General features: G+C 63.2%; 20 protein-coding genes. 5 read left to right on the plus strand and 15 right to left on the minus strand.

The features are described 5' to 3' along the window. Positions 1 to 39: 39 nt before the first annotated feature. Together JOE32_RS21940 and JOE32_RS21945 are read right to left on the minus strand one after the other, a co-directional pair. Positions 40 to 1,014: a D-glycerate dehydrogenase gene (locus JOE32_RS21940; protein ID WP_209988787.1), complete on the minus strand. Its 975-nt coding sequence runs from the start codon at positions 1,012 to 1,014 to the stop codon at positions 40 to 42. Between the two features lie 284 nt (positions 1,015 to 1,298). Continuing rightward, the gene (locus tag JOE32_RS21945) at positions 1,299 to 2,267 is read right to left on the minus strand and encodes a LysR family transcriptional regulator (protein ID WP_209988790.1); all 969 of its coding nucleotides are present in this window, start codon (positions 2,265 to 2,267) and stop codon (positions 1,299 to 1,301) included. A gap of 181 nt (positions 2,268 to 2,448) precedes the next feature. Here JOE32_RS21945 and JOE32_RS21950 point away from each other — a divergent pair, with 181 nt between their 5' ends. The 4 genes from JOE32_RS21950 to JOE32_RS21965 are packed head-to-tail and all read left to right on the plus strand — an operon-like array spanning position 2,449 to position 7,099. Next, positions 2,449 to 3,906 (plus strand): efflux transporter outer membrane subunit, encoded by a 1,458-nt coding sequence (locus tag JOE32_RS21950; protein WP_209988793.1) that lies wholly within the window; start codon positions 2,449 to 2,451, stop codon positions 3,904 to 3,906. Next, positions 3,903 to 6,038, plus strand: a complete 2,136-nt coding sequence (locus tag JOE32_RS21955; protein ID WP_209988796.1) for an FUSC family protein — start codon at positions 3,903 to 3,905, stop codon at positions 6,036 to 6,038. The genes JOE32_RS21950 and JOE32_RS21955 overlap by 4 nt, the downstream gene beginning before the upstream one ends. After that, a complete protein-coding gene (locus tag JOE32_RS21960) occupies positions 6,028 to 6,228 on the plus strand; it encodes a DUF1656 domain-containing protein (RefSeq protein WP_209988799.1) in 201 nt (66 codons plus the stop codon). The genes JOE32_RS21955 and JOE32_RS21960 overlap by 11 nt, the downstream gene beginning before the upstream one ends. A gap of 10 nt (positions 6,229 to 6,238) precedes the next feature. Further along, positions 6,239 to 7,099 (plus strand): HlyD family secretion protein, encoded by an 861-nt coding sequence (locus JOE32_RS21965; RefSeq protein ID WP_209988802.1) that lies wholly within the window; start codon positions 6,239 to 6,241, stop codon positions 7,097 to 7,099. A gap of 211 nt (positions 7,100 to 7,310) precedes the next feature. Here JOE32_RS21965 and JOE32_RS21970 read toward each other — a convergent pair whose 3' ends face one another. From JOE32_RS21970 to JOE32_RS22000, 7 genes are all read right to left on the minus strand, one after another. After that, the gene (locus JOE32_RS21970; protein ID WP_209988805.1) at positions 7,311 to 8,213 is read right to left on the minus strand and encodes an HlyD family efflux transporter periplasmic adaptor subunit; all 903 of its coding nucleotides are present in this window, start codon (positions 8,211 to 8,213) and stop codon (positions 7,311 to 7,313) included. Next, a complete protein-coding gene (locus JOE32_RS21975) occupies positions 8,210 to 8,962 on the minus strand; it encodes an ABC transporter ATP-binding protein (RefSeq protein ID WP_209988808.1) in 753 nt (250 codons plus the stop codon). Before JOE32_RS21975 ends, JOE32_RS21970 begins: the two co-directional genes overlap by 4 nt. Before the next feature lie 7 nt (positions 8,963 to 8,969). Then, positions 8,970 to 10,100, minus strand: coding sequence for an ABC transporter permease (locus JOE32_RS21980; RefSeq protein ID WP_209988811.1), 1,131 nt, complete (start codon positions 10,098 to 10,100; stop codon positions 8,970 to 8,972). After that, positions 10,100 to 11,473, minus strand: a complete 1,374-nt coding sequence (locus JOE32_RS21985; RefSeq protein WP_245229094.1) for a TolC family protein — start codon at positions 11,471 to 11,473, stop codon at positions 10,100 to 10,102. The genes JOE32_RS21980 and JOE32_RS21985 overlap by 1 nt, the downstream gene beginning before the upstream one ends. Before the next feature lie 232 nt (positions 11,474 to 11,705). After that, the gene (locus tag JOE32_RS21990) at positions 11,706 to 12,107 is read right to left on the minus strand and encodes a DUF4440 domain-containing protein (protein ID WP_209988815.1); all 402 of its coding nucleotides are present in this window, start codon (positions 12,105 to 12,107) and stop codon (positions 11,706 to 11,708) included. Further along, positions 12,108 to 12,920, minus strand: a complete 813-nt coding sequence (locus tag JOE32_RS21995) for an SDR family oxidoreductase (RefSeq protein WP_209988818.1) — start codon at positions 12,918 to 12,920, stop codon at positions 12,108 to 12,110. A 14-nt stretch (positions 12,921 to 12,934) separates the two neighbouring features. Then, entirely contained in the window at positions 12,935 to 13,399 is a 465-nt protein-coding gene (locus tag JOE32_RS22000; protein WP_209988821.1) for a multidrug transporter, read from the minus strand. Positions 13,400 to 14,002: 603 nt separating this feature from the next. Between JOE32_RS22000 and JOE32_RS22005 the strand changes: the two genes are divergently transcribed. After that, entirely contained in the window at positions 14,003 to 16,516 is a 2,514-nt protein-coding gene (locus JOE32_RS22005; protein ID WP_209988824.1) for a DUF6543 domain-containing protein, read from the plus strand. A 112-nt stretch (positions 16,517 to 16,628) separates the two neighbouring features. Here the strand turns inward: JOE32_RS22005 and JOE32_RS22010 are convergent, their stop codons facing one another. The 6 genes from JOE32_RS22010 to JOE32_RS22035 all read right to left on the minus strand — a co-directional run bounded on the left by JOE32_RS22010 (position 16,629) and on the right by JOE32_RS22035 (position 24,248). Next, entirely contained in the window at positions 16,629 to 18,080 is a 1,452-nt protein-coding gene (locus JOE32_RS22010) for a mannose-1-phosphate guanylyltransferase/mannose-6-phosphate isomerase (RefSeq protein ID WP_209988827.1), read from the minus strand. Between the two features lie 49 nt (positions 18,081 to 18,129). Beyond that, positions 18,130 to 18,786, minus strand: coding sequence for an alginate O-acetyltransferase AlgF (locus JOE32_RS22015; RefSeq protein WP_209988831.1), 657 nt, complete (start codon positions 18,784 to 18,786; stop codon positions 18,130 to 18,132). A gap of 16 nt (positions 18,787 to 18,802) precedes the next feature. Then, a complete protein-coding gene (locus JOE32_RS22020) occupies positions 18,803 to 19,981 on the minus strand; it encodes an alginate O-acetyltransferase (protein ID WP_209988835.1) in 1,179 nt (392 codons plus the stop codon). An 11-nt stretch (positions 19,982 to 19,992) separates the two neighbouring features. Beyond that, positions 19,993 to 21,525: an MBOAT family protein gene (locus JOE32_RS22025; RefSeq protein WP_015371217.1), complete on the minus strand. Its 1,533-nt coding sequence runs from the start codon at positions 21,523 to 21,525 to the stop codon at positions 19,993 to 19,995. Positions 21,526 to 21,681: 156 nt separating this feature from the next. Beyond that, on the minus strand, positions 21,682 to 22,791 hold the full coding sequence (locus JOE32_RS22030) for a mannuronate-specific alginate lyase (RefSeq protein WP_209988839.1): 1,110 nt from the start codon (positions 22,789 to 22,791) through the stop codon (positions 21,682 to 21,684). An 8-nt stretch (positions 22,792 to 22,799) separates the two neighbouring features. Next, positions 22,800 to 24,248, minus strand: coding sequence for an alginate O-acetyltransferase (locus tag JOE32_RS22035; protein WP_209988842.1), 1,449 nt, complete (start codon positions 24,246 to 24,248; stop codon positions 22,800 to 22,802). Positions 24,249 to 24,251 lie beyond the last annotated feature (3 nt).

Here is a 24,251-nt window from a genome sequence, read left to right on the forward strand (position 1 = left end):
GTGGGAGGGAGCAAGCCTCCTCCCACACTGTGTGTGCTGTCAGCCCTTCCACACCTGCGGGTTCACCAGATCCTGCGGGCGCTGGCCCAGCAGGGCGCTGCGCAGGTTGTCGAGGGCGCGGTTGGCCATGGCTTCGCGGGTTTCATCGGTCGCCGAGCCAATGTGCGGCAGCGTCACCGCATTGCTCAACTGGAACAGCGGCGACTCGGCCAGCGGTTCCTGCTCGTACACATCCAGCCCGGCGCCGCGAATGGTCTGGTTCTGCAAGGCCTGGATCAACGCCGGCTCATCCACCACCGGGCCTCGGGAAATGTTGATCAGGATGGCACTGGACTTCATCAGCGCCAGCTCCCGGGTGCTGATCAGATGACGCGTCTTGTCGCTCAACGGCACTACCAGGCAGACAAAGTCCGCCTCGGCCAGCAGTTGCTCCAGGCTGCGAAACTGCGCACCCAGCTCCTGCTCGAGGGCGGTCTTGCGGCTGTTGCCGCTGTACAGGATCGGCATGTTGAAACCCAAGCGCCCGCGCCGCGCCACGGCGGCGCCGATATTGCCCATGCCGACGATACCCAGGGTCTTGCCGTGCACATCGCAGCCAAACAGCGGTGCGCCAACGCTGGCTTTCCACTGCCCGGCCTTGGTCCAGGCGTCCAGCTCGGCCACCCGGCGTGCGCTGCTCATCAGCAGCGCAAAAGCGAGGTCAGCAGTGCTTTCGGTCAGCACATCCGGGGTGTTGGTGAGCATGATCCCGCGCTCATTGAAATACGCCACGTCATAGTTGTCGTAGCCCACCGACACGCTGGACACCACCTCCAGTTTGCTCGCGCCCTGCAACTGCTCGCGGCCCAGCTTGCGCCCCACGCCGATCAGACCGTGGACATGGGGCAGGGCTTCATTGAACTGCGCGTTGATGTCGCCGAGCTTGGGATTGGGCGCGATCACCTCGAAATCCTGTTGCAGGCGTTCGATCATGGGCGCGGTGATACGGCTGAAGGCGAGGACAGTCTTTTTCATGGCAGGCGGGCTCATCGACTACGGAAGAATGCCAGGCACGCTAACATCCCCACTGACAATTGTCAGGCCGCGCAGCCAGCACGAGCGGGCTTTGTTGTGGCAAGCCCTAGTGCCGTTCAGTCAAGGAACATGTGTGGGCTTATTGTGGCGAGCAAAACGCGGTGTACCTGACACGGCTCAGCGCCTGGCTTTGGGGCTGCTGCGCAGCCCAACGCAGGACAAGCCTGCTCGCCACGACAAGCCCTTAAGCCATAGCGATCTGGTCACCTGAAATAGCGGACAGCTCAGTTAGCCAGCCGCGCCCCGCTGAGGCTGCCACTCAGCTCATACGCCACCAGCTCCGCCTGATGCGCCGCCAGAATCTCCGGCAACGAACCGCGCAGGTATTCCACCCAGGTCTTGATCTTCGCATCCAGGTACTGGCGCGACGGGTAGATGGCGTACAGGTTCAGCTCCTGGGAACGGTAGTTGGGCATCACCCGCACCAGCGTGCCGTTGCGCAGGCCCTCGATGGCCGCATACACCGGCAGCAGGCCGATGCCCATGCCGCTGGTGATCGCGGTTTTCATTGCGTCGGCGGAGTTCACCAGAAACGGCGAACTGTTGATCGCCACGCTTTCCTGGCCTTCGGGGCCGTTGAAGATCCATTTGTCCAACTGGATCACCGGGCTGACCAGGCGCAGGCAGGCGTGGTTGAGCAGGTCATGGGGGCGATGGGCGCAGCCCTTGGCCTTGACGTAGTCCGGCGAAGCGCAGGCGATGCTGTAGGTGATGCCCAGGCGCTGGGAGACGAAGCCCGAGTCCGGCAGTTCGCTGGCCAGCACGATGGACACGTCGTAGCCCTCGTCCAGCAGGTCGGGCACGCGGTTGGCCAGGGTCAGGTCGAAGGTCACGTCGGGGTGCGTGCGGCGGTAGCGGGCGATGGCGTCAATCACGAAATGCTGGCCGATACCGGTCATGGTGTGCACTTTCAATTGCCCGGCGGGGCGCGCATGGGCATCGCTGGCTTCGGCCTCGGCTTCCTCGACATAGGCCAGGATCTGTTCGCAGCGCAGCAGGTAGCGTTTGCCGGCTTCGGTGAGGGCGATGCGGCGGGTGGTGCGGTTGAGCAAGCGGGTTTGCAGGTGGGCCTCAAGGTTGGAGACCGCGCGCGAGACGTTGGCGGTGGTGGTGTCCAGTTGCACGGCGGCGGCGGTGAAGCTGCCGGCTTCGGCCACGCAACTGAACGCGCGCATGTTTTGCAAAGTGTCCATGGAGAGTTCTCAGGGGAGATGACAAATTGTGACAGAAAGTGGCCCCGTCCAGTGATCCCTACCAACGGATTATCGCGTGAACGGTAACAAAGATTCACAGGAATGCCAGCTTATCCTCCTCCAACGCCCCGCCTAGAATTGCGCCGCCTCTCCCGCACCCCACCTCAGGAATTCGCTTGCCGTGCCGCGTCGCATCAGCAGAGAGCTGAAGACTCTCAGTGTTTGGGCTTTATCGTTAGCAATCAGCGGCTGTATCGGAACCGCAGGCATCGCCCCCCAAGGCCAGTCCTTGAACGCCAATGACCTGGCCACCGATGAGGCGATCCAGCACGCCGCCCGAGACGCGCACTGGCCCACCGCGCAATGGTGGCAGGCCTACGGCGATCCTCAGCTCAACCGCTGGGTCGAGCTTGCCACCCACAGCAGCCCGAGCATGGCCATGGCCGCCGCCAGAGTGCGTCAGGCACGTGCGCTGGCCGGCATTGCCGAGTCGGCCGAATCCCTGCAGATCAACAGCGACACCACCCTCAAGCGCCACCATTGGCCGACGGATCAGTTCTATGGCCCTGGCGAGCTGAGCGGGGCGACCACCTGGGACAACACTTCATCCCTGGGCCTGAGCTACGCCCTTGACCTGTGGGGCCGCGAAAGCAATGCCACCGAGCGTGCCGTCGACCTGGCCCATATGCGCGCGGCCGAGGCGCGCCAGGCTCAACTCGAGCTGCAAAACAACGTGGTGCGCGCCTATATCCAGTGGTCGTTGCATTACGCCAACCGCGATAGCGTGGCGGCCACGCTGGCCCAGCAACAGCAAATTCTCGACCTGGCCAATAAGCGTCTGGACGCGGGTATCGGCACGCATCTCGAGGTTAGCCAGGCTGAAACCCCATTACCGGAAACCCGTCGCCAACTGGACGCTCTCGACGAAGAAATCGCCCTCGGCCGCAACCAGCTGGCGGCGCTTGCCGGTAAAGGACCCGGCGAGGGCGCGCAGTTGCAGCGCCCGACGCTGTCACTCGCCGCGCCGCTGAAGTTGCCATCGCGCCTGCCTGCGCAGTTGCTCGGTCAGCGCCCGGACGTGGTCGCCAGTCGCTGGCAGGTCGCGGCGCAGGCACGTGGCATTGATGTCGCGCAGGCCGGTTTCTACCCCAATGTCGACCTGGTCGGCGGCCTTGGCTACATGGCCACCGGCGGCGGCTTGCTGGCCTTTCTGGCCGGCCACACATTCAACTACACCCTCGGGCCGGCGATCACCTTGCCGATCTTCGACGGCGGGCGGTTGCGTGCCGAGCTGGGAGAAGCCAGTGCCGGGTATGACATCGCCGTAGCGCACTACAACCAGACCCTGGTCAATGCACTCAAGGGCATCAGCGACCAATTGATCCGCCGCGAATCCATGGACAAGCAAGCCTCTTTCGCCGCGCAATCGGTGGCGTCAGCGCAGAACACCTATGACATCGCGACCATCGCCTACCAACGTGGCCTCACCGACTACCTCAATGTGCTGAACGCGCAGACCCTGCTGTTTCGCCAGCAGCGGGTCGAGCAGCAGGTGCAGGCCGCACGCCTGAGTGCCCATGCCGAGTTGGTGACGGCACTGGGCGGTGGCCTCGACGCCGGGCAGGACGCGCCGCAATGAAATACCTGCAGTCCCTTGAATGGCGCCGTGGTTTCTTCGACTGGGCGCGCAGCGACGGCGTGACCTGGGTATCTATCTTCAAGGTGCTGATCGCCGCGTTCCTCACGCTATGGCTGGCCATGCGCCTGGAATTGCCGCAGCCACGCACGGCCATGATCACCGTGTTTATCGTGATGCAGCCGCAGAGCGGCCAGGTGTTCGCCAAGAGTTTCTATCGCTTGCTCGGCACCCTGGCCGGCTCGGCGGTGATGGTGTTGCTGATCGCGCTGTTTGCGCAGCACACCGAACTGTTCCTCGGCGCGCTGGCGATCTGGGTTGGCCTGTGCACGGCGGGCGCGACGCGCAACCGCAACTTTCGCGCTTATGGTTTTGTGCTGGCCGGCTACACGGCGGCGATGGTCGGCCTGCCAGCGCTGGCGCACCCGGACAGCGCCTTCATGGCGGCAGTGTGGCGCGTGCTGGAAATTTCCCTGGGGATCCTCTGCTCCACGCTGGTCAGCGCCGCGATCCTGCCGCAAACCGCCAGCGCCGCGATGCGCAATGCGCTGTATCAGCGTTTTGGCATGTTCGCGCTGTTTGTCACCGACGGCCTGCGTGGGCGCTACCAACGCGATGGGTTCGAAACCGCCAACGTGCGTTTTATCGCCGAGGCTGTGGGCCTGGAAGGGCTGCGCAGCGTCACGGTGTTCGAAGACCCGCACATGCGTCGGCGCAACGGTCGGCTCAACCGCCTCAACAGCGAATTCATGAGCCTGACCACGCGCTTCAACGCCCTGCATCAGTTGCTCGCGCGACTGCGGGCGGGCGGCGCCGATCATGCGGTGGATGCAATCAAACCGGGCCTGCAGGACCTCGCAGAACACCTCGATGGTTTCTCGGGCCGCGCCCTCACCAGTGCCGACGCCGCACGCCTTGCCGAGCAACTGCGCGCCTATCGGCAAGACCTGCCCACTGCGCTGCGCAGCCTGCGTGCGCGCTTTGAGCAGGGCAGCCCAGGCGACGCCGAGCAACTGGACTTCCATACCGCCTGCGAGCTGCTCTATCGCTTTGTCGACGACCTGCACAACTACGCGCAAACCCACGCGTCCCTGGCCGATCATCGCCATGCGCGCGAACAAGGGAACGAACCCTACAGCCCAAAAACCAACTGGCTGGCCTGCGCCGCTTCGGGCATTCGCGCGGCGTTTATCCTGATTGTTCTGGGCAGTTACTGGGTGGCCACCGCCTGGCCCAGCGGAGCTACCATGACGCTGATCGCCGCTGCGACGGTCGGCCTTTCCGCCGCCACGCCCAACCCCAAACGCATGGCGTTCCAGATGGCCTGCGGCACCTTGATCGGCGCGCTGGTGGGGTTTGTCGAAATGTTCTTCATCTTCCCCTGGATCGACGGTTTCCCGCTGCTGTGCGTGGTGCTTGCGCCGGTGATCGTATTGGGTGCCTTCCTCGCCTCACGCCCGCAGTACGCCGGGGTGGGCCTTGGCCTGCTGATTTTCTTCAGCACCGGCTCGGTGCCGGACAACCTCACGGTCTACAACCCCTACACCTTTATCAACGATTACCTGGCCATGGTGATCGGCATGCTGGTGTGCGCGGCGGCCGGGGCGATCATCCTGCCGCCGAACAGCCGCTGGCTGTGGCGCCGCCTCGAACAGGACCTGCGCGAGCAAGTGGTGTATGCCATCGGTGGCAAACTCAAGGGCCTGGCCGCACGGTTTGAAAGCCGCACCCGTGACCTGCTGCACCAGGCCTACGGCCTCGCCGTCGCGCAGCCGCAGGTGCAACGCGACCTGCTGCGCTGGATGCTGCTGGTGCAGGAAGTCGGCCACGCGATCATTGAGTTGCGCAACGAGCAGGCGATGCTGCCGGTGCACCCGGCCTACGCCGAGTCCCAACCCTGGCGCCAGGCCATCCGCGTGATGGGCCGTGCGCTGATGCGCCTGTTCCTGCAACCCAACGCCGGCAATCTGGAGCGCGGGTTGATCGCCGTCGACCACGCGATCAGCCGCGTGCAGGCCACCGACGAACCCTTCGCCCCGCACTTCGACACCTCGGCCCTGCGCCGGATCAAAAGCTACCTGCACTTTATCCGCACCTCGTTGCTCGACCCGCAAGGACCGCTGCATGCCTCGTGAAATCGCGTTCCACGGCCTCTACATGCCAAGCATCACCCTGATGTTCCTGATCGCGGCGGGCCTTGCCTGGGCGCTGGATCGCTGTATGGCGGGGTTTGATCTGTACCGTTTCTTCTGGCACCCGGCGTTGCTGCGCCTGAGCCTGTTCGTCTGCCTGTTCGGCGCCTTGGCGCTCTGCATCTACCGTTGAGAATGCCCCGATGAAAAAGTTTTTCAGCCTGCTCGCCACCTTGCTGGTATTGGCGCTGGCGATCTGGATTGGCCGCACGCTGTGGGTGCACTACATGGACACACCCTGGACCCGCGACGGCCGCGTGCGTGCCGACATCATCAACGTCGCGGCCGACGTGACCGGCGAGGTGATCGAGGTGCCCGTGCGCGATAACCAGCTGGTCAAAAAAGGTGACCTGCTGATGCAGATCGACCCCGAGCATTACCGCATTGCGGTCAAGCAGGCGCAGTCCCTGGTGGCCTCCCGCAAAGCCACCTGGGACATGCGCAAGGTCAACGCCCACCGCCGCGCCGACCTCGACGCGCTGGTGATCTCCAGGGAAAATCGCGACGACGCCAGCAACATCGCCGACGCGGCCCTGGCCGATTACCAGCACGCCCTGGCGCAACTGGAGGCCGCCGAACTCAACCTCAAACGCACCCGGGTGCTCGCGGCGGTCGACGGCTACGTCACCAACCTCAACGTGCACCGCGGCGACTATGCACGTATCGGCGAAGCCAAAATGGCCGTGGTGGACATGAACTCGTTCTGGGTCTACGGCTTCTTTGAAGAAACCAAGTTGCCCCATGTGAAGGTGGGCGACAGCGCCGATATGCAATTGATGAGCGGCGAGACCTTGAAAGGCCATGTGGAAAGCATTTCGCGCGGCATCTACGACCGCGACAACCCCGAGAGCCGGCAGCTGATTGCGGATGTGAATCCGACCTTCAACTGGGTGAGACTGGCCCAGCGCGTGCCGGTGCGCATTCATATCGATCAAGTGCCGGAGGGTGTTGTGTTGGCGGCCGGGATCACCTGCACCGTGATCGTGACGCCAGTGCGGCACTGAACCTTGGCGAACTGTGGCGAGCAAGCTGTGACGGCGGTCTTTTGTGGCGAGCGGGCTTGCCCCGCGTTGGGGTGCGAAGCGCCCCCAATCCAGCAAATGCGGTGTACCTGATACGCCTCAGCGCCTGGTTTTGGGGCTGCTGCGCAGCCCAACGCAGGGCAAGCCTGCTCGCCACAGTGCCCGTCTGCCACAGGGCAGCCTTTGCCGATAGCTAAGGCCCAAACCGCACCAGCATGCGCTGCCCCACCCGCAGCGATGCCGGCGGTGGTTGGTCGAACGCGAGTATGCATTCGACCGTGCGCATATTGGCTCTGACCTGGGGGTCGTCTTCCAGGGTGCTGCTGCCCAGCACTGAGCTGATGCGCACCACGTGGGCGGTCCGCGGCGTGGAGCCGTTGACGCTGTCGGCGGTGACCTCGGCCTTCATCCCCGGGACCACCACGCCGGTGAATGACTCATTCAGCTCGGCGCGCACGATGCGTGGCTGGTTGGGCAGCAACACGAATGCTGCGCCCGATTGTGCGGAGACGGCGGCGCCAGGCTGGATCAGGCGGCGGACCACTTCGGCGTCGATGGGCGCACGCAGGCTGCGCCGGGTCAGTTCGTAGCGGGCCGCCGTCAGTTTTCTTGCGGCTGCCTGGGCGTCGCCCTGATTCTTTTCAAGCGCGTCGCGTAACCGCGCGGCGCTCTCGCGGGCCTCGTCGGCGCTCTGGCTATCGCCAGCACCGGCGGCAGCGGCCGTGCTCAGGCGCGTGGCCGTCTGCTCGGCGAACGTGAGTTGCCTGGCCAGTTGCCTGGCCTGGACCTCCACCTGCTGTTGCTCCCCCAACGCGGCAGCCACCGCCAGTTGCGCGGCCTCACTGTCCAGCGTGGCGAGCAGTTGGCCCTGCTTGACGGACTCGCCTTCATTGACCTTGACCTCGGCCACCACGCCGTCACGGGTGACGCCCAGCCTGAGCAGGCCGCCCTCCACGTCGATGCGGCCGCGCGCCACCGCGAGATAGGTCGGGGGCGCCGCAGCGGGCTTGGCCGGGACGTCTTCACGGGAGCAGGCACTCAGCGCCAGCAGTGCGCTGCTCAACAACAGCCAGGGGCGAAACAGACGTGGGTTCATGCGCTGGGTTCCTGGGCACCGGCGATCGTCGCCGGCTGGAAGGGAGAAGGGGTGTCGTTGAGGATGCGGCCGTCTTCAATGGTCAACACCCGGTCGGCATTGCTGATCAACCGCGGGTCGTGACTGACGCACAGCACCGTGGTGCCCCGGGTGCGGGCGATGCGGTGCAGGATGTCGATCACGATGTGGCCATTGGCGGCGTCCAGCGCACTGGTCGGTTCGTCGGCGAACAACAACTCGGGCGCCTTGGCCACTGCCCGCGCAATCGCAACGCGCTGCTTTTCGCCGCCGGACAATTCGGCCGGGCGCAGTTTCAGGCGCGCACCCAGGCCGACCTCTTCCAGCGCTTCGATGGCGCGTTGCTGGATTTCCCTGGCCGGCAGCCCGAGGTAGCCCAACGGCAGCGCCACCTGCTGCAGCGCGGTCAACGCCGGAAACAGGTTGAAGCCCTGGAACACAAAGCCGGTGTGCCGTAGGCGAAACTGCTCCAGGGCGCGTGCGTCGAGGCTGGCCAAGTCGTGCCCGAGTGCGCTGGCGCTGCCGCGGTCGGGCCGCTGCAGGCCGCTGAGAATCGCGAGCAGGGTGCTTTTGCCGCAGCCGGACGGGCCGGAGATCAGGGTCAGTTCGCCGGGGCGTATCGCCAGGGTGATGTCGTGCAGCACGGGGGTCACCAGCCGTCCCGAGGTGAAGGATTTGCTGATCCCGCTGGCGTGCAGGGTGATAGGGGCTGCCGAGGTCAGGATGCGCATGGGCGGGTCATCTCAAAAGGCTCGCCGGGTCGGCGTGACGTAAAGTGCGGATGGCCGCCAGGCCTGACACCAGGGCCAGGGTCATGCTCAGCAGCAGGCACGCCAGGGCTGCGATGGGTGAGAGCTGCAGTGGCACGTTGTAGTAGCCGGCCAGCACGAAGAACAGCCCGGCCAGCAGCGAACTGCCGAGCAGGCCCAGGGCTCCGACCCAGAACGCCTGCTCCATCACCACTTTGCGCAAGGCCGTGACGCCGACGCCGAGGGCGTTCAAGGTGGCGTATTCGCGGATCGAGCCGACGACCGCAGCCACCAGCGTCTGGCTGGTGATCACGGCGCCCACCAGAAATACGATGGCCGCCAGAAACAGCACGCCGGCCCCGGCGCCCGTGTCGAACATCCAGTACCACTGCGAGCGCTGGGCGAACTGTTGTGCCGTCCACACCGCGTAGCTGCCGAACGCGGCGCCGTCGCCCAGGCGTGTGGCAACCGCCTCGGCCTGAGCCGGGTCGCGCACCTTGGCCACCAGGTAGGTAATGCGGTCTGCGGGAGCGGTGGTGTCGAGTTGTCGCGCGGTGGTCAGCGACGCCAGCACGTTCACCCCGCCCAGCGCGCGCAGGCCGCTGGCGATGCCGACCACGCGCACGCGATGGCCGTTGATGGTTGCGGCGTCCCCCAGGTTGACGCCCAGGCTGTCGAGGTCGGCGCGGTCGACGATCACGGCGCCGGGTTCGTCCAGGCGTGCGCGCAGATCGGTCGATAGCACGCGTTCAAACATCAGGCCTTGCGGGCCCGCGTCGATACCCGACACAAACACCGACACGCCGCCGGTGTCCCGTGCGCCGCGCCAATCGGCGTCGACCCAGCGAAACGGTTCCACCCGCACCACATCGGCGTCCATGCGCAAGCGCATCTCTACGCCGGCGTCGATGGGCCTGCCGAGGTTGACGCTCTGGGTGCCGGGGTAACCGACCCACAGGTCGGCCGTGGATCCGGTGATATAAACGCTGGCGCTGCCAAAGATGCCCAGCACGAGCGCGGCCTGCAGCAATTGCAGCAACCCGGCGAAGCCCACGGCAATGATTGCCGGCAGGAAGCGGCGCCATTCATGGATCAGGGTCAGGCGGGCGAGCGCAACCATCAGTCCGTTTCCTTGATTGCGCCGGCCGGCAACGGCGCGCCACCAAGCGCCTTGTACAGCGCGATGTAGGCGATACCCCGTTCAGTGCTGGCAGCGTCGGCCTGTTGCCGGGCCTGCTGCGCCTGCACCTCGGCGCCCGCCAGCTCCAGCGTGCTCATCAACCCCAGCTGCGTGCGCTGTCGCAAGGCGTGCAGGCGTGCTTGCGTCGCTGCCTGTGCCTGGCGGGATGCCTGTTCACGCAAGCGTGTCTGTTCCAGGTCCCCCAGCGCCATTTCCACCTGAGTGACGCCTTGCAGGACGGCCTGGCGATAATCCAGCAGGGCGGCCTGCAGCAGGTGGTCGCTGGCGCGAGCGGCGCTGGCGCGTTGGCCCCAGTCGAACAGCGGAATGCTGATGCCCGGTCCGGCCGAGAAAATGCCGTTGCCGCTGGGCGTGCGTTTGCGGTTGCTGGCGATGTTCACCGACCACTGCAACGAGGCGCCCAGGCTCAGGCGTGGGTACATGTCGGCGCGGCTCATGCCCAGCTCACCGGCGGCGACCAGCACCTGGGCTTCGGCGCTGGCGATTTCCGGGCGTGTGCGCAGCAGGTCCGCCGGCAGGTTGTCGAGTTGCCACGGGCCAAGGGTGGGCAGCGGTCGCGGTTGCAGCCAGCGCGGTTCAGGTTCGGATTGGCCCGCCAGCAGCGCCAACTGTTGCGCGTGGCGGTTGATCAACTGACGCGGCGTGCTCAGGCTCATCTCGGCCTGCGCCAGTTCCACTTCAGCGGCGGCCACTTCGGCGGGCGAGGCCAGGGCCAGGTGCTCGCGCACCCGCAGCAGCGCCAGTTTTTCCCGCTGGGTGTCGCGCTGGCGGGTCAGGCTGAGCTGCGCCTGTTGCGCCGAACGCAGCTCCAGCCACTGCCGCGTGAGTTCGGCCACCAGTGACACTTGCACGCTGCGCACCTCGGCCTGCAGCAGCGTTTCATGGCCCTGGGCCAGGCGCTCGGCACTCTGCCGGGCACCGAACAGGGGCAACTCCCACTGTGCATCGAAGCCGATCAGAAAGTACGAGGTGCTGGTGTCAGGGCTGATCGCATCATGGGTCTTCACGCCCAGCGACGGCAGGTAAGGTGCCTGCGCGCTGCGGCTGAGCACGCGGGTGGCACGCAACCGCTCGATGGCCGCGCCCGCCTCCAGATTGTTGTGCAGGGCACGCACCACCAGGGCATCGAGTTCGGGGTCGTTGAAGGCGCGCCACCACTGATTGACGTCGGGCTTGCGCGGCGCCAGGTCTGGCGGGGTGTTGCGCCAGGCCTGCGGCGTGGACGGTTTCAAGGCCGGCAGGGGGGCTACCGAACAGCCGGCGATCAACACCAGGGACAGGGTGCATAGCATGCGACACGAGCGCGATCTGCTAGGAAACTTGATAGGGGTCACCCAAGGGCGTGATTGGATCGAGGCGGACTACGATCAACGACAAACGCGAGAGGGGTCTGAGGATGCTGAGTCTGGATTCAGGACGCGACTGTACCCATAGCGCCCGTTCAGTTCTGTAGCGAAATTGTATTGCAGCGCAATGAGCGGGCTGGCGACCGCGCGCGCGGGCCAGCCTTGGGGAAGTGGCCGATCAGGCCTGGCAGTAGGTCTCGTGCAAATGGCGCCACAGCAGGGCGCCGCTGGCCAGCTTCTCGAACACCACCGTGGCCCGGCGGTCTGTCTGGGTGCCGCTGTCATCGACCTGATGCTCGCGGTAACTGACGATGGCCCCGCGTGCGTGCCGGTCAATGCCGGTCAGCTCGCTCAAGGTGATCTTCAACCCCGGCCGCTGCCCGCCGAGCCGCGTAAACAGATAATTGACCCCGGCCGCATTCATGCGCGTACCGGTGGACGGCGCAATCATAGTGAACTCCGGCGAGAAGCGCGCCAGCAACTGTTGCAGCGTGCCCTGCGGCGCGACACCGGCGAACCATTGCTCGATCTCGATGTGGGTCTGAATCACTTCTTCGAAAAAGTCGCTGTAGTCGATCATTTATAAACTCCCATTCAAGCCAAAGCGTTTCTTCAATGCTTTTTCCAATAAGCCCCTGGGCAACAACGCCGCCATCAACGGCAACACCCGGCTGCCATTGCCCGAGCGCAGCAGGCGCGGGGGCTGTTGCCGCTGCGCGGCCTGGAGCACATGCGCCGCGAATACGCCGGCGGGTGTCGGCTTGTCCTGTGAGGCCTGGGTGCGGGCGCGGATGCTTTCGCGCAGGGGCCACCAGGGTGATTGTTCGTTGATCAACTGTTCGGCCTGGGCGCCGGCGTTTTTCGCAAATTGGGTATTGATCGCGCCGGGTTGCACTTCCATCACACGGATGCCGAACGGTGCCAGTTCCATGCGCAGGGCATCGCTCAGGGCGTGCACGGCGGCTTTGGAGGCGCAGTAGGCGCCGGCAAACGGGGTGACCAGCACACCGGAGACGCTGCCGATGTTCACCACCAGGCCCTTGCTGCGCCGCAGGGCGGGGAACAGCGCCTGGGTCACGCCGACAATGGAAAACACATTGGTCTCGAACTGGCGCTGCATGGCTTCGGTGCCGCCGTCGAGCAGCGGCCCCATGCCGCCGTAGCCGGCGTTGTTGACCAGCACATCCAGCTCGCCCAGTTGCTCGGCCAGGTGCTGCAGGGCGGCGCTGTCGTTGACGTCCAGTTGCACGGCCCGCAAGCCTGCGGCAGCGAGGGCGGCGACATCGTCCGCGCGGCGGGCGCTGGCCCACACGTCGAAGCCTGCGCTTTTAAACGCGTCGGCCAGGGCGCGGCCGATGCCGCTGGAGCAGCCGGTGATGAGTACGTTGGGCATGGGTCAATCCTTTGTCAGTCCGAGAAACTGCCTTGCAGGTGCTCGGCACGAAATTCCAGGGTTTGCGCGCGGTAACCGGGGCGCAGTGGCGGGGTGGGCAGGCAGTCGTCCCAGGTGGCGCCGGCCTGCAGTTCGCCGGGGCCGCGATAGCGCGGAGCGGCGTAGACGTTGTCGGCCAGGTTCACGCTGTCGCCCGGTGCGTAGGCGGCGACGCGCCAGCGCAGTTCGGTGAGGGGTACGTCGTTGCCGTTGTTCAGGGTCAGTTTCAGTGGGCGGTCGGCGGGGCATTCCTGGGGTGCGTAGACGATGCGCAGTTCAAGGCGCGCCAGTTGCGAGGCTTCGCGGTTGTCCAGCCACACCACCCACACCGCGACCAGACCCAGGCCTGCGGCGGCGGCCAGGGACACCGGCAAGGCTTTGGCCGGGTAGCGCAGCAGCAGGATCAGCCAGGTGATGATCAGGAGAACGCCGAAGAACATGGAAACCGCCTCGCGAATGGATGGACCATCCTACTGTGGGGGAGGCGGGTTGACTATCCGGTGTGCTTTCGCACGCCATCGCAGGCAAGCCAGCGCTTATCAAACTTATTGATTTTAAAACCTGAAGTTTCAGGCAGCCACATCCCCGTGGCGAGCGGGCTTGCCCCGCGTTGGGGCGCGGAGCGCCCCCAATCAAAGAAAACGCGGTGTACGTGACACTACGCAGAACATGGTTTTGGGGCTGCTGCGCAGCCCAATGCGGGGCAAGCCCTGATGCCGTTCAGTCAAGTGCAGATGCTCTGTGGAAGCGGCGGTGCGACTTGCTCGCGAACGCTTACTGACTGAACAGCCAGTGTGAGTACACGGGCAATGCCTGATACGTCGCTGGTGCGTTCGCGTGCATGTTTGATGGGGATGCCACCACACGTCCCAAAAAAAGCGGTGTCCAACTCGCTGCGGATGACGGGCGCAATGTTCTGCAATAGACATTAATCCTAACGGAGTGTGTTCGCGTTTTTTTGCTCGGATTGACACTCAGGTCATGACGTCCTTTCGGATAATTCCCAGACCAGATGGTCTGTCAACGTATATGAGCCCCCGCCAATGATCACCGCTCCTCAGCGTTCGCAACATCAGACAGCTCCCATTGAGCCTGCCTATCCGCCAGAGCCGGTGGCGGTGCGGTCTATGCCGCAAGAGCCTGTCCGTTCTGTCCCGTTGACTGCACGCTCAAATGCCCCTGTGGTCGATACCGGGCAAGCCGCCAGGGCCTCGCTCGAGAAAGACAAGTTCAGCAAGCTTGCAATGAGTGCGGCGGCTGCACTCCCGGATGTGCGCGCCGAAGCCAGGCGATGCGCTGAAGCAATTGTGTTCGACCTGACCGGCTTGCATGTGGATGCCGACAAGACCTACCTGAACCGTTTTCATGGTTCGCAATCGGCCTCGACCGCATCCGGTTGGGAACATCTGGATGAGGAGCCAGCCTCCTCAATCAGCTTGACCGACGCAGTATTGAACAACTTTTCCGAGCATGATTGGGTTCCGGGCAATCTGGACCTGGAGGCCGGGTTGTATAAAGACGGCCCCGGCCAGAGTCAAAAATCAGGGTACGGCGCGCATAATCAAATTCCGCTGGCCCCGTCGGATTTTATGCGCGGCGTCTGGAAGTACGATTTGCAGGCGAAGGTCACCGAAAAAATTACCCGTTTCTGGAAAGATCATGCCGATGACTACCGAACAGTCCTGAAAGGCGAATTCATCTACCAGGCGCGTCAGCAACTGAAAACCCAATTGAACAGTCTGCCTGCCGAGCGGGCATTGCAGGTCCCTGAGCATCAGTTCTCCCGTAATGATTTTCGCAGGCTGATGGAAGCGATAGGCGGCGTGCCTGTGGATGAAAACCAGCCTCTGGGCGTCGAACAGTTGAAGGCCCCGTTTCCGGTCAGCGGCAGCGTGGACGTCCATGCCTTCGATATCAATGGATTCAAGTCCACTGATATTTTGCGTTTCACTCTGCCCGACACAGGCCCGCGCGAGTACTTGAAGGGCCGCCTCAACGGCAGGCAGATCCTCTATATACCGGGCGCCAGGCCCGCATTTCTTACATTCGCCTCACTGGAGAAAATGGACCAGTGGGTCGCCGACCAAGCCCGTTCTGCATCAACGCGAAAAGCTCTGGAATCGCACTTCTCATTAGAAAATCGGCAGGACAGGGGGGCCGATACCTTTTGGCTGAACCTGCTTTACGCCGTGAACCCGCTGACCGAGCTGATCGCGCTGATTCCCAGCCGCCCAAAGGAAGGCGTCGACGTGTCCCTGGAACATCTCGGTACGGGCGCCAGCGATAATCTGGAAGGTACCGTCATTGACCGCAGCAATTTCGCCATCAAGGACGATATTTTCAGCCACATGGCGCAACTGACAGCCGAGCGTATGTACAGCGACGCGGATGTTGCCATCAAATCCGACAGTGAAGTCACCCGCGACACCTGGCTTAACGACCTGTCGGTTGCTGCCCAATTGTTGGCCAGATTGGCGCCTCTGGGCGCGCCTGCTGCTGCGGCGGCCGTATTCACAGGCCTTGCGGAAGCTGCAGTGGGGGGCGAAAAAACTGTTTCTGGCGATACACAGGCAGAGCGTGCGGTTGGAAACGCCAAGGTGATCGACGGCATGCTCAACACCCTGTTTTCGATCAGTGGCGGGGCGAAAGTCGACGACCCCTTTACGCTTCCCCAGGAAGGGCCTCCCGTGATCGTGCCGGAGTTCAGCGAGGCCGATATCGGGTTACCTGACTTCAGCGAACACGCGTTGCCCGATGCCCTGTTGGAGGGCTGCACGATCAAGGGCGACGGTACTTACCAGGTCGGGGAGCAGCATTATGTGCGCTACGGCGAAGGCGGGGGTGAACGCGGGGTTTTCGAAATCAGTCGTGTCTACAAATCCGGAGGGCCTGTCTGGGTTATCAATCCGGTGACCAGAGCCAGGGTGATGCTGCTGGAGCCGACAGGCAACGGCCAGTGGCGTATGAACAGAATGCTCGGCGGTGGCAGGGAAGGGCAGCAGTTACCGAGCAAGCGCCCGCGAGACGCGACTGGGACCTCGGCTTCAGCAACGTCCAGCGACGGCCAGACCGGGCAATCCACGTTCAAGCGGCCCAGGTTGGCTGAAGCCTTTCCCGGTGAAAAGGCTGAGCTGGAGCCGCCCGTCAAAGGAAAGAACGTGTTCTACAAATATACGTCGCAAGACCGTCAGGCTTCGTTCGCCGCGCAACGCGCCTTCGAGCCATCCTCCACGCATTTGAACGGAACCCCTCTGCCCCGAGGGCAGGGCAGGCACTACTTTACGGACCTGGCCCCTGAAGACAGGCCAACGGAGCAGATATCCCGGCTGATTTTCGGGCGGCGAAAATATGGCAACACGCTGGATAAAATGACCAACTATTTCGAGGTCAACACCTCAGGCCTGGTGCTGTTGAGCGACCCGGATTACCCACATATCTTCTATGTGGACACCAAGTTCGACATCCCATTGCAGTACAGGACCGGCCCTGGCTCGGGGCTGACCAATCGAGTCATCTCTCGTGGTGAGACACCCTATATGCCGCCTAATCCTGGCTAGGCAAAAGCGCAGGGGCCTTCACAGTCGCCAGCAATCCAAAAAAAAGCCCCCACCCGGCCCACTGCGGATAGGGGACGCAGTGGGCCGGGTGGGGGCTTGTTCTACGACCGTGTTACTGCGCGATAGTTTTCACCGACACGCCACGTTCAATCGGCGTCGAGCGGCCGTAGATGTCTTCGAAGCGCTCGATGTCGTCTTCGCCCAGGTAGCTGCCCGATTGCACTTCGATGATCTCCAGCGGGATCTTGCCCGGGTTGCGCAGACGGTGCACCGAGGCGATCGGGATGTAGGTGGACTGGTTCTCGCAGAGCAGGAACACGTTCTCGTCACAGGTGACCTCGGCGGTGCCGCTCACCACGATCCAGTGTTCGGCGCGGTGGTGGTGCATCTGCAGCGACAGGCACGCGCCCGGCTTGACCGAGATGTGCTTGACCTGGAAGCGCCCGCCCATGTCCACCGAGTCGTAGGAGCCCCACGGACGATAGACTTCGCAGTGGTTCTGGGTTTCGCTGCGGCCCTGCTCGTTGAGGGTGTTGACCATCTGCTTGACGCCCTGGACCTTGTCCTTGTGGGCAATCATCATCGCGTCCTTGGTTTCCACCACGACGATATTGTCCAGACCGATCACCGACACCAGCTTGCCGTTGCCGTGCACCATGCAGTTACGGCTGTCCTGGATCACCACGTCGCCCTTGCTCACGTTGCCGTTGGCGTCCTTTTCGTTGACCGCCCACAGCGAGGCCCAGCAGCCCACGTCGCTCCAGCCGGCGCTCAGCGGCACCACGCAGGCGCGCTGGGTTTTTTCCATCACGGCGTAGTCGATGGAGTTGTCCGGGCAGCAGGCGAAGGTGGCCTCGTCGAAGGTCACGGTGTCGGCGGTCTGCTCGCTGCGCTCCAGGGTCAGCAGGCAGGTGTCGTAGATGTCCGGATCGTGCTTTTTCAACTCTTCGAGGAAGCGGCTGGCGCGGAACAGGAACATGCCGCTGTTCCAGAAATAGCCGCCGCTTTTGACGAACTCGACGGCGCGCTTCTCGTTTGGTTTTTCCACGAACTGCTCAACACGGCTGACGCCTTCGGGCAGCAGCGAGTCGTTGGCCGACTTGATATAGCCATAACCGGTTTCCGGGCGGGTGGCCGGGACACCGAACAGCACCATCTCGCCGCGCTCGGCGGCCACGGTGGCCAGGGCCAGGGCGCGTTGCAGGGCTTTCTGGTCGTCGATCACGTGGTCGGCCGGCAGCACCAGCATCAGGTCGTCACGGCCTTCGTTGACCAGCATCATCGCGGTCAGCGCCACGGCTGGCGCGGTGTTGCGGCCGAAGGGTTCCATCAGGATGCGCTGGCACTCGAGCTTGCGGGCGCTCAACTGCTCGTTGACGATGAAACGGTGGTCCTTGTTGCACACCACAATCGGCGCGTCCATGCCTTCGAACACCAGGCGCTCCAGGGTTTGCTGGAACAGGGTGTGCTCACCGGTCAGGGCCAGGAACTGTTTTGGGAACTGTTTGCGCGAAAGCGGCCAAAGACGTGAGCCGCTGCCACCGGAAAGGATTACTGGAATCATCGGTATTTCTCCTTGAATCGATTGAGTCAGAGTCAATTTCAAAAGCTAATCAGCGGGTCGATACCGGGCGTTTCACCCACACTGGCGACAGGCTCGAACCTGTGCCGGTGACATACAGCACCGCCGCTTCACCACGTTCCAACGCAACCGGCTTCACATCGCCGACTTTCTTGTCACCGTCATACAACGCCAGGCTTACCTTCACCGGGTTGATTTCACGCTCGCCACGGCCCTTGGCGGCCACCGACTTGACCACATCGGTCTTGCCGTCGGCGGTTTTCAGGGTCAGGGCCTTGTCGCTGAGGTTCTGCACGCGCACCAGGGATTTCTGTTTGTTCTTGAAGGGCGGCTCTTCGATCAGCTGCGGCTGGCCGCTGCCGCTGTTGACCAGGGTGTAGTAGTGATCGGCGGCCAGTTTGACCGGCACGGTCTGGCTGCCGACCTTGGCGCTGTAGTCACCGCCGGGCATGAAGCTGAAGTCGCTGCTGGCCAGTGGCGCAACCTCACTGAGGTTGGTGTTGCCCACGGTGGCACTGACTTCCTGGTTGCTGGCGTTGTAGATGCGCACAAAGCTCGAGCCTTTTGGCGCGGTGGGGCCGTACAGGGCGGCGTCACCACCGGCGAAGGCGGACATCGATACGAAGCTTACGCCGGCAGCGATGGCCAGGGACTTGGCGAGATGGCGCGCAGTTGTAGTGAAAGTCATGTGAGTTACCTCTCTTTCAGTTTTGCGCCCGGTCGGGCGTCTCGGATTTTTTAAGGGTGTTGTTCAACGCCATGTCTTGCTGGCGCATACCGGCTTGTTTGAGCTGCGCAACCCAGTCGGGGTCGGCGTCGCCGATTTCGTTGTTCACAGGCAGATAACGTTCAGGAAATTCCCAGATCAGCACTTGCGGCGGGTTGTTCTTGAAGTCATCGCTTTTCAGGTAGCTGAGCATCGGCAGGATCGGGCCGTGGCCGTCTTCGGAGTAGTTGATGACGTCGCTGTGCAGGGCCTGCTTGAGCGCGCCGACGAAGTTCCAGTTGGGGTTGGCGCTGTAGCTGGTGCCCACCAGTGCCACCGGGGTCTCGCTGTCGGCAAACAGGGCGTCGTCGCCTTTGTCTTCAGCCAGGTGCGTCACGCGCTTTTGCAGGGGCTCCTTGGGCGGCATCAGGTTTTCGAACAGCGGGTCCAGGGGCAGGAACAGGCGCAGGTCACCTTTGTGCGGCTCGGTTTTTTCCGCCTCCGTGACAAAGCGCTGCGGCTCGCCGCTCAACGGCGTTTTCTCGGAGATGGTTTTGGCCAACTGCCTGGCCGCGATTTCCGCGCCGTCCGGAGTCCAGTGGGTGTCGGTGCGCAGGAACACTTGCGTGCCAGCCAGCTTGGCCTGTTGCAGCGGCCCCAGCAGGTCCGGCGCGACGATCTTGTCGGCGGCGACACGGGCGTGGAAGTCCTGGTACAGGTTGGCGTGGATGCTCGCCGGTTTCACCTCATCCAGGTGCTCCGGGTACAGGCGCACCTTGGCCGGCACAATCGCCATCACCAGCTGGATGCCACGGGCCTTGAGCTGCTGGCGTACGCCCTCGACCAGCGCGTAGTTGTCTTGCAGGTTCTGGTCCTGGTTGGCGATGGCGTTGAATTCCTCATCGCTGTACAGCCAGTGATCGCGACCCAGTACCACGCCGGTGCGGCCTTCGTTGAACAGCTTGTAGTCCAGCGCTGCCCACAGGTTGGTGCCCAGGCGTTTGATCGGGAACTCTTTGTCGTAATGGGTCTCGACGGCCTTGGTCCAGCGACCGTTGAGCACGGTCGCGTCGGCGTTGGTGCTAAAGCCCATGAAGCTGCGCAGCGACCAGGCGCCCAGGGCCAGCAGCAGCGCCAGGAACAGGCTTATATAGAGGACGCGTAATGAACGGGTCATGGTCGGCTCCCTCAGAATTGGAAGTAAAGGAACGGCGAGAAACTCTGCGCCGACAGTTTCAGAATCGACGCCACGAACAGCAGCAGCACCGCCGCGCGCATGGCGTAGCGTGGCCAGTCAGCGGTCCAGTAGGCCGGTTGCACGGCCGCATCGCGACCCACGCTGAAACCGGGCTGATGGATGCTGCCGGGGTTGTCGCCCGGTACCGCCTTGATCAGGCTCGGGTCGGCCGGTTTGGCTTTATCCGCAGGGCGGTTGGTGTAGAAGTCGCGCAGGCCGAAGAACGCCAGGGTGGCGTAGGCCACCACCAGGGTTGCCACTTGCAGGCCGGTGAGGCTGGAACGGTTGAGTTCCGACAGCGACCACTCGCCAAAGCTGAACATGGCGCCGTACATACGCCCGGCCACGTGCAGGTTTTCGGCGCGGAAGATCACCCAGCCCATCACCACCAGCAGGAAGGTGAAGGCCCAGCGCACCACGTTGAAGCTGCGCGGCGCGGTGTTCAGGCCAATGGCTTTTTCAATCGCCAGCCACATGCCGTGCCAGGCGCCCCACACGATGTAGGTGATGTTCGCGCCGTGCCACAGGCCACCGAGCAGCATGGTCAGGAACAGGTTGCGGTAGGTGGTCAGTGTGCCTTTGCGGTTGCCACCCAGGGTGATGTAGAGGTAGTCACGCAGCCAGGTGGAGAGGCTGATGTGCCAGCGCCGCCAGAACTCGGTGATCGACTGGCTGATGTACGGCTGCTTGAAGTTTTCCATGAAGCGAAAACCCATCATCAAGCCCAGGCCGATGGCCATGTCGCTGTAGCCGGAGAAGTCGAAGTACAGCTGCGCGGTGTAGGCCAGCGCGCCGAGCCAGGCATCGCCCGTGGTGGGGTTTTGCAGGGCGAAGCAATGGTCGGCCACCACCGCGAGGGTGTCGGCAATGAATACCTTCTTGATGAAACCCTGCATGAACCGCGTGCAGCCCTCGGAGAATTTATCGAGGGTGTGCGTGCGGTTGTTGAACTGGTCGGCCAGGTCGCGAAAACGCAGCACGGGGCCGGCGATCAAGTGCGGGAAGATCGCCACGAACGCGGCAAAGTCGATGAGGTTGCGCGTGGCCGGGGTGTCGCCGCGATACACGTCGATGATGTAGCTGATGGACTCGAAGATGTAGAACGAGATGCCGATCGGCAACAGCACGTGGGTGAGGATGAACGGCTCCAGGCCCGCCGACTTCATCATCACGTTGATGCTGTCGACGCCGAAGTTGGCGTACTTGAAGTAGCCGAGAATGCACAGGTCGACCGCCACGCCCAGCAGCAGCCAGCGTTGGGCCGGCTTGGTGCGCACGCCCGCCGCACCGACCTTCAGGCCGATCCAGTAATTCCACAGCGTGACGGCGGCGAACAGCGCCAGGAAGTCCACTCGCCACCAGGCGTAGAACACATAGCTGGCAATCAGCAGCAGCAGGTTGCGATAGCGTTGCCCGCTCAAGTAGTACAAGCCGAGAAAGATCGGCAAGAACAGAAACAGGAACACATTGGACGAGAAAACCATCCCGATCTCTCCATGTTTAACCAACAGTCAAGGGCCGCAGCCCCCCCAAACCCCCCCACGAAAAGACGGGGAGGGCGGTACAACATTCCTACTGACAAAACCGGCTCAAACTGTGGGAGGGGGCTTGCCCCCTCCCACATTTCTAACCGAGTTTGCTCAGGAACCTTTGTTGCCTTTTTCATGCGCCGGGTCGTAGACCTTGGTCAGGTCACCGCCCAGGCGGAAGGTCTTGAACGGTTGCATGCCGTGCTTGCGTTCGATCACGTCCGGGGCGCAGGTGTAGAGGGTGCAGAAGGGTTCGAGCCAGGCGAATTTCATGTCCTGTTTCAGGTCCTTCATGTCCTGCTCTTTGCCGTTCTTCTGCTCGAAGATCTCCGGGTCCTTGACCCCGGCCAGCACTTTGTCGCCCAGGCGCTTGAGCGCGCTGTTGTTTTCCTGGCGCAGGTCCACACCATTCACCAGCGCGAAACTGGCGATCATCGACAGCGGCGGCAGGGCATAGTTGTGGTACGACAGGGCGCGTTGCTGGCGCTTCAATTCATTCGGCAAAAAGCCCTGGTCGTCGACCTGGTTCACGCCGACCTTGTATTCCTTCACGGCCCAGTCAAACAGGTCGCGACGGTTGGTGGCGACGGACGTGGCCATCACCGACCAGGCGGCCCAGTAGGAATGGTTGTTGGTTTTTTCCAGCGGCAGGTTGTCCCAGTCGCTCACCACCTGGTCGGCGAGTTTGTTGAACCAGGCTTCGATCAACTGCGATTCCTGCTGGTGATTGGCCAGCGGGTGCGAGTCGGAGAACTTCAGGCGCACATAGGCCGAGGCCATGCTGCCCAGTGCCCATTTGCGCATGGACTTGCCGGTGTGGTTGAAGTCCTTGGACATCAAGGCGTCGGCCTTGGCCCACGACACCAACCAGTTCAGTGTGCATTCAAGCTGCTGCGGACGGCCGTCGCGCATGAACTGCATCACCCGCTTGCTGGTGTCTTTTTCCAGCTTGGTGATGTCGGCGGTGCTGTCGCGAAAGGCTTTTTCCGACTGCAGGTTCAGCGTGGAACGTGCCTTGTCGGAGCCTTCGTATTTGCTGCGAAACTGCAATGGCCCGGTGTAGGGCGTGGGCATGGTGTCGCAGTTTTCCTTGAAGTCGCCGGTCTTGAACGCTTCGATCGGGGCGAAATAGCCCTGGGGCGGACGCAGCGGCGCGGCGGCGTTGGCGGCGCCGGCAAAGATCGCCAGGCCGAGCAACGATGGAATCAATAACTTTTGCATAGGTAACCTCACTTTCCGAGTTGGGCGGTCTGTTGACCGCCGCCTGGAAATACGTTGCGTGTGCAAATTTTCGCTTCGACTTTCTGCGCGGCAGCGCCCGCTTCGGGGCCCTGCACTTCCACGGCCAGCAGGTTCTGCGAGGCCCAGTCTTCATCGGTGCGCAGTTCAAAGGCGAAACGCCCGTCTGTATCGGATGTTTCGGGTTTCTCGATCTTGATGTCCTCGTGGCGCCCGTTCATGTACCAGAGGGTGGCTTGCAAGGTTTTCACCGACGGATCGGCGAAGCGGATATCGACCTGGTGGTTCACGTTACGCAGGTCTTTGTTCGAACTGTTGACCATCAGTTCGTTCTTGCCGGGTTTGAGCGTGGTGCTGGCACTCATCTGCGTAGGCTTGCCTTCGCAGCCGTTGTCGAGCAGCGCCATCATCTGGCGGTAGATGGTTTCCTGGTCCAGGCGATACAGCGGCGAGAATTCCCAGATAAGGATTTTCGGCGGGGTTTTCTGGAATTCTTCGCTGCCCAGGTACTGGATCATCGAGCCTTCCAGGCCACCGCCGGGGAAGGCGACATTGAGGATGTCGGCGCCGATTTCCTGTTGGAGGAAGCCGGCGAAGTTGTAGTTCTTGCCGCTGTGGCTGGTGCCCACCAGGGTGATCTGCGGGTTGCCCGAATCGCTGAACAGGTCGCCGTCGCCCGCTTCGCCCTTGGGCTCGGTGGTGAACTGGTCCATGTACTGGATCGCGTAGCTGGTGCCGCACAGCTGGCCGGCCATGTTGTGCAGGGTGCCGGTCTTGCCCATGCGCCCGGAACGCTTGGTTTCGAATTCCTGGCGAGGAATATCGGCAAATTCCGGCAGTGAGCGCACCTTGGCGCCGACGATCTTCGCGGTGCGCTGGGCGCCGTACGGGGTCCAGTGCTGGTCGCCGCGGAAGTAGAAATCGTGGGCCGGCAATTCATCCGGCAGTTGCTCGTTGGTCAAGGGCGACAGGTCCGGCACCACGTAGCCCATTTTGGCGAAGCGGCCGAGCATGGTTTTGTAGTTGCCCAGTGCCTTGTCGAAATCGAAAGAGGCTTTTTCCGCCGGGTTGAGCTTGTTGCGGTTCACCAGGCCACGGGTCGGCTGGTACACCAGCACCAGTTCCACGCCCTTGGCCTTGAACGCATCGTGCAGCTGTTGCAGACGCTTGTAGCCGGCGGGGCTGGTGTCGAATTCGGTGCGCAGGTCTTCCTGGGTACGGAACAGCCAGTCGCCCTGGGCTTGCACCAGGGTGGTGAAGTTCTGCTGGTAGCGCGTGGTGTAGTTCTTCGCGTCATGGGCGGCCGGGCACAGGCTGCAGCACGGTTCGGCGGTGAAGGTCGGTGCCTTCACTTCGTCGGCGCGCACGCCCTGGCTGGCCGCCAGCAGGCCGAGGGTCAGACCCGAAAGGCTCAGCAGTTTGATCATGTGTGGGTGCATAAG

This window comes from Pseudomonas sp. PvP025 (assembly GCF_017832155.1).
Taxonomy (GTDB): domain Bacteria; phylum Pseudomonadota; class Gammaproteobacteria; order Pseudomonadales; family Pseudomonadaceae; genus Aquipseudomonas.

What these genes read in the sequence shown, in the direction of transcription:
- JOE32_RS21940 (WP_209988787.1), bottom strand. Translation starts at nt 1,014, where the DNA reads ATGAAAAAGACTGTCCTCGCCTTCAGCCGTATCACCGCGCCCATGATC.
- JOE32_RS21945 (WP_209988790.1), bottom strand. Translation starts at nt 2,267, where the DNA reads ATGGACACTTTGCAAAACATGCGCGCGTTCAGTTGCGTGGCCGAAGCC.
- JOE32_RS21955 (WP_209988796.1), top strand. Translation starts at nt 3,903, where the DNA reads ATGAAATACCTGCAGTCCCTTGAATGGCGCCGTGGTTTCTTCGACTGG.
- JOE32_RS21960 (WP_209988799.1), top strand. Translation starts at nt 6,028, where the DNA reads ATGCCTCGTGAAATCGCGTTCCACGGCCTCTACATGCCAAGCATCACC.
- JOE32_RS21965 (WP_209988802.1), top strand. Translation starts at nt 6,239, where the DNA reads ATGAAAAAGTTTTTCAGCCTGCTCGCCACCTTGCTGGTATTGGCGCTG.
- JOE32_RS21970 (WP_209988805.1), bottom strand. Translation starts at nt 8,213, where the DNA reads ATGAACCCACGTCTGTTTCGCCCCTGGCTGTTGTTGAGCAGCGCACTG.
- JOE32_RS21975 (WP_209988808.1), bottom strand. Translation starts at nt 8,962, where the DNA reads ATGCGCATCCTGACCTCGGCAGCCCCTATCACCCTGCACGCCAGCGGG.
- JOE32_RS21980 (WP_209988811.1), bottom strand. Translation starts at nt 10,100, where the DNA reads ATGGTTGCGCTCGCCCGCCTGACCCTGATCCATGAATGGCGCCGCTTC.
- JOE32_RS21985 (WP_245229094.1), bottom strand. Translation starts at nt 11,473, where the DNA reads ATGCTATGCACCCTGTCCCTGGTGTTGATCGCCGGCTGTTCGGTAGCC.
- JOE32_RS21990 (WP_209988815.1), bottom strand. Translation starts at nt 12,107, where the DNA reads ATGATCGACTACAGCGACTTTTTCGAAGAAGTGATTCAGACCCACATC.
- JOE32_RS21995 (WP_209988818.1), bottom strand. Translation starts at nt 12,920, where the DNA reads ATGCCCAACGTACTCATCACCGGCTGCTCCAGCGGCATCGGCCGCGCC.
- JOE32_RS22000 (WP_209988821.1), bottom strand. Translation starts at nt 13,399, where the DNA reads ATGTTCTTCGGCGTTCTCCTGATCATCACCTGGCTGATCCTGCTGCTG.
- JOE32_RS22005 (WP_209988824.1), top strand. Translation starts at nt 14,003, where the DNA reads ATGATCACCGCTCCTCAGCGTTCGCAACATCAGACAGCTCCCATTGAG.
- JOE32_RS22010 (WP_209988827.1), bottom strand. Translation starts at nt 18,080, where the DNA reads ATGATTCCAGTAATCCTTTCCGGTGGCAGCGGCTCACGTCTTTGGCCG.
- JOE32_RS22015 (WP_209988831.1), bottom strand. Translation starts at nt 18,786, where the DNA reads ATGACTTTCACTACAACTGCGCGCCATCTCGCCAAGTCCCTGGCCATC.
- JOE32_RS22020 (WP_209988835.1), bottom strand. Translation starts at nt 19,981, where the DNA reads ATGACCCGTTCATTACGCGTCCTCTATATAAGCCTGTTCCTGGCGCTG.
- JOE32_RS22025 (WP_015371217.1), bottom strand. Translation starts at nt 21,525, where the DNA reads ATGGTTTTCTCGTCCAATGTGTTCCTGTTTCTGTTCTTGCCGATCTTT.
- JOE32_RS22030 (WP_209988839.1), bottom strand. Translation starts at nt 22,791, where the DNA reads ATGCAAAAGTTATTGATTCCATCGTTGCTCGGCCTGGCGATCTTTGCC.
- JOE32_RS22035 (WP_209988842.1), bottom strand. Translation starts at nt 24,248, where the DNA reads ATGCACCCACACATGATCAAACTGCTGAGCCTTTCGGGTCTGACCCTC.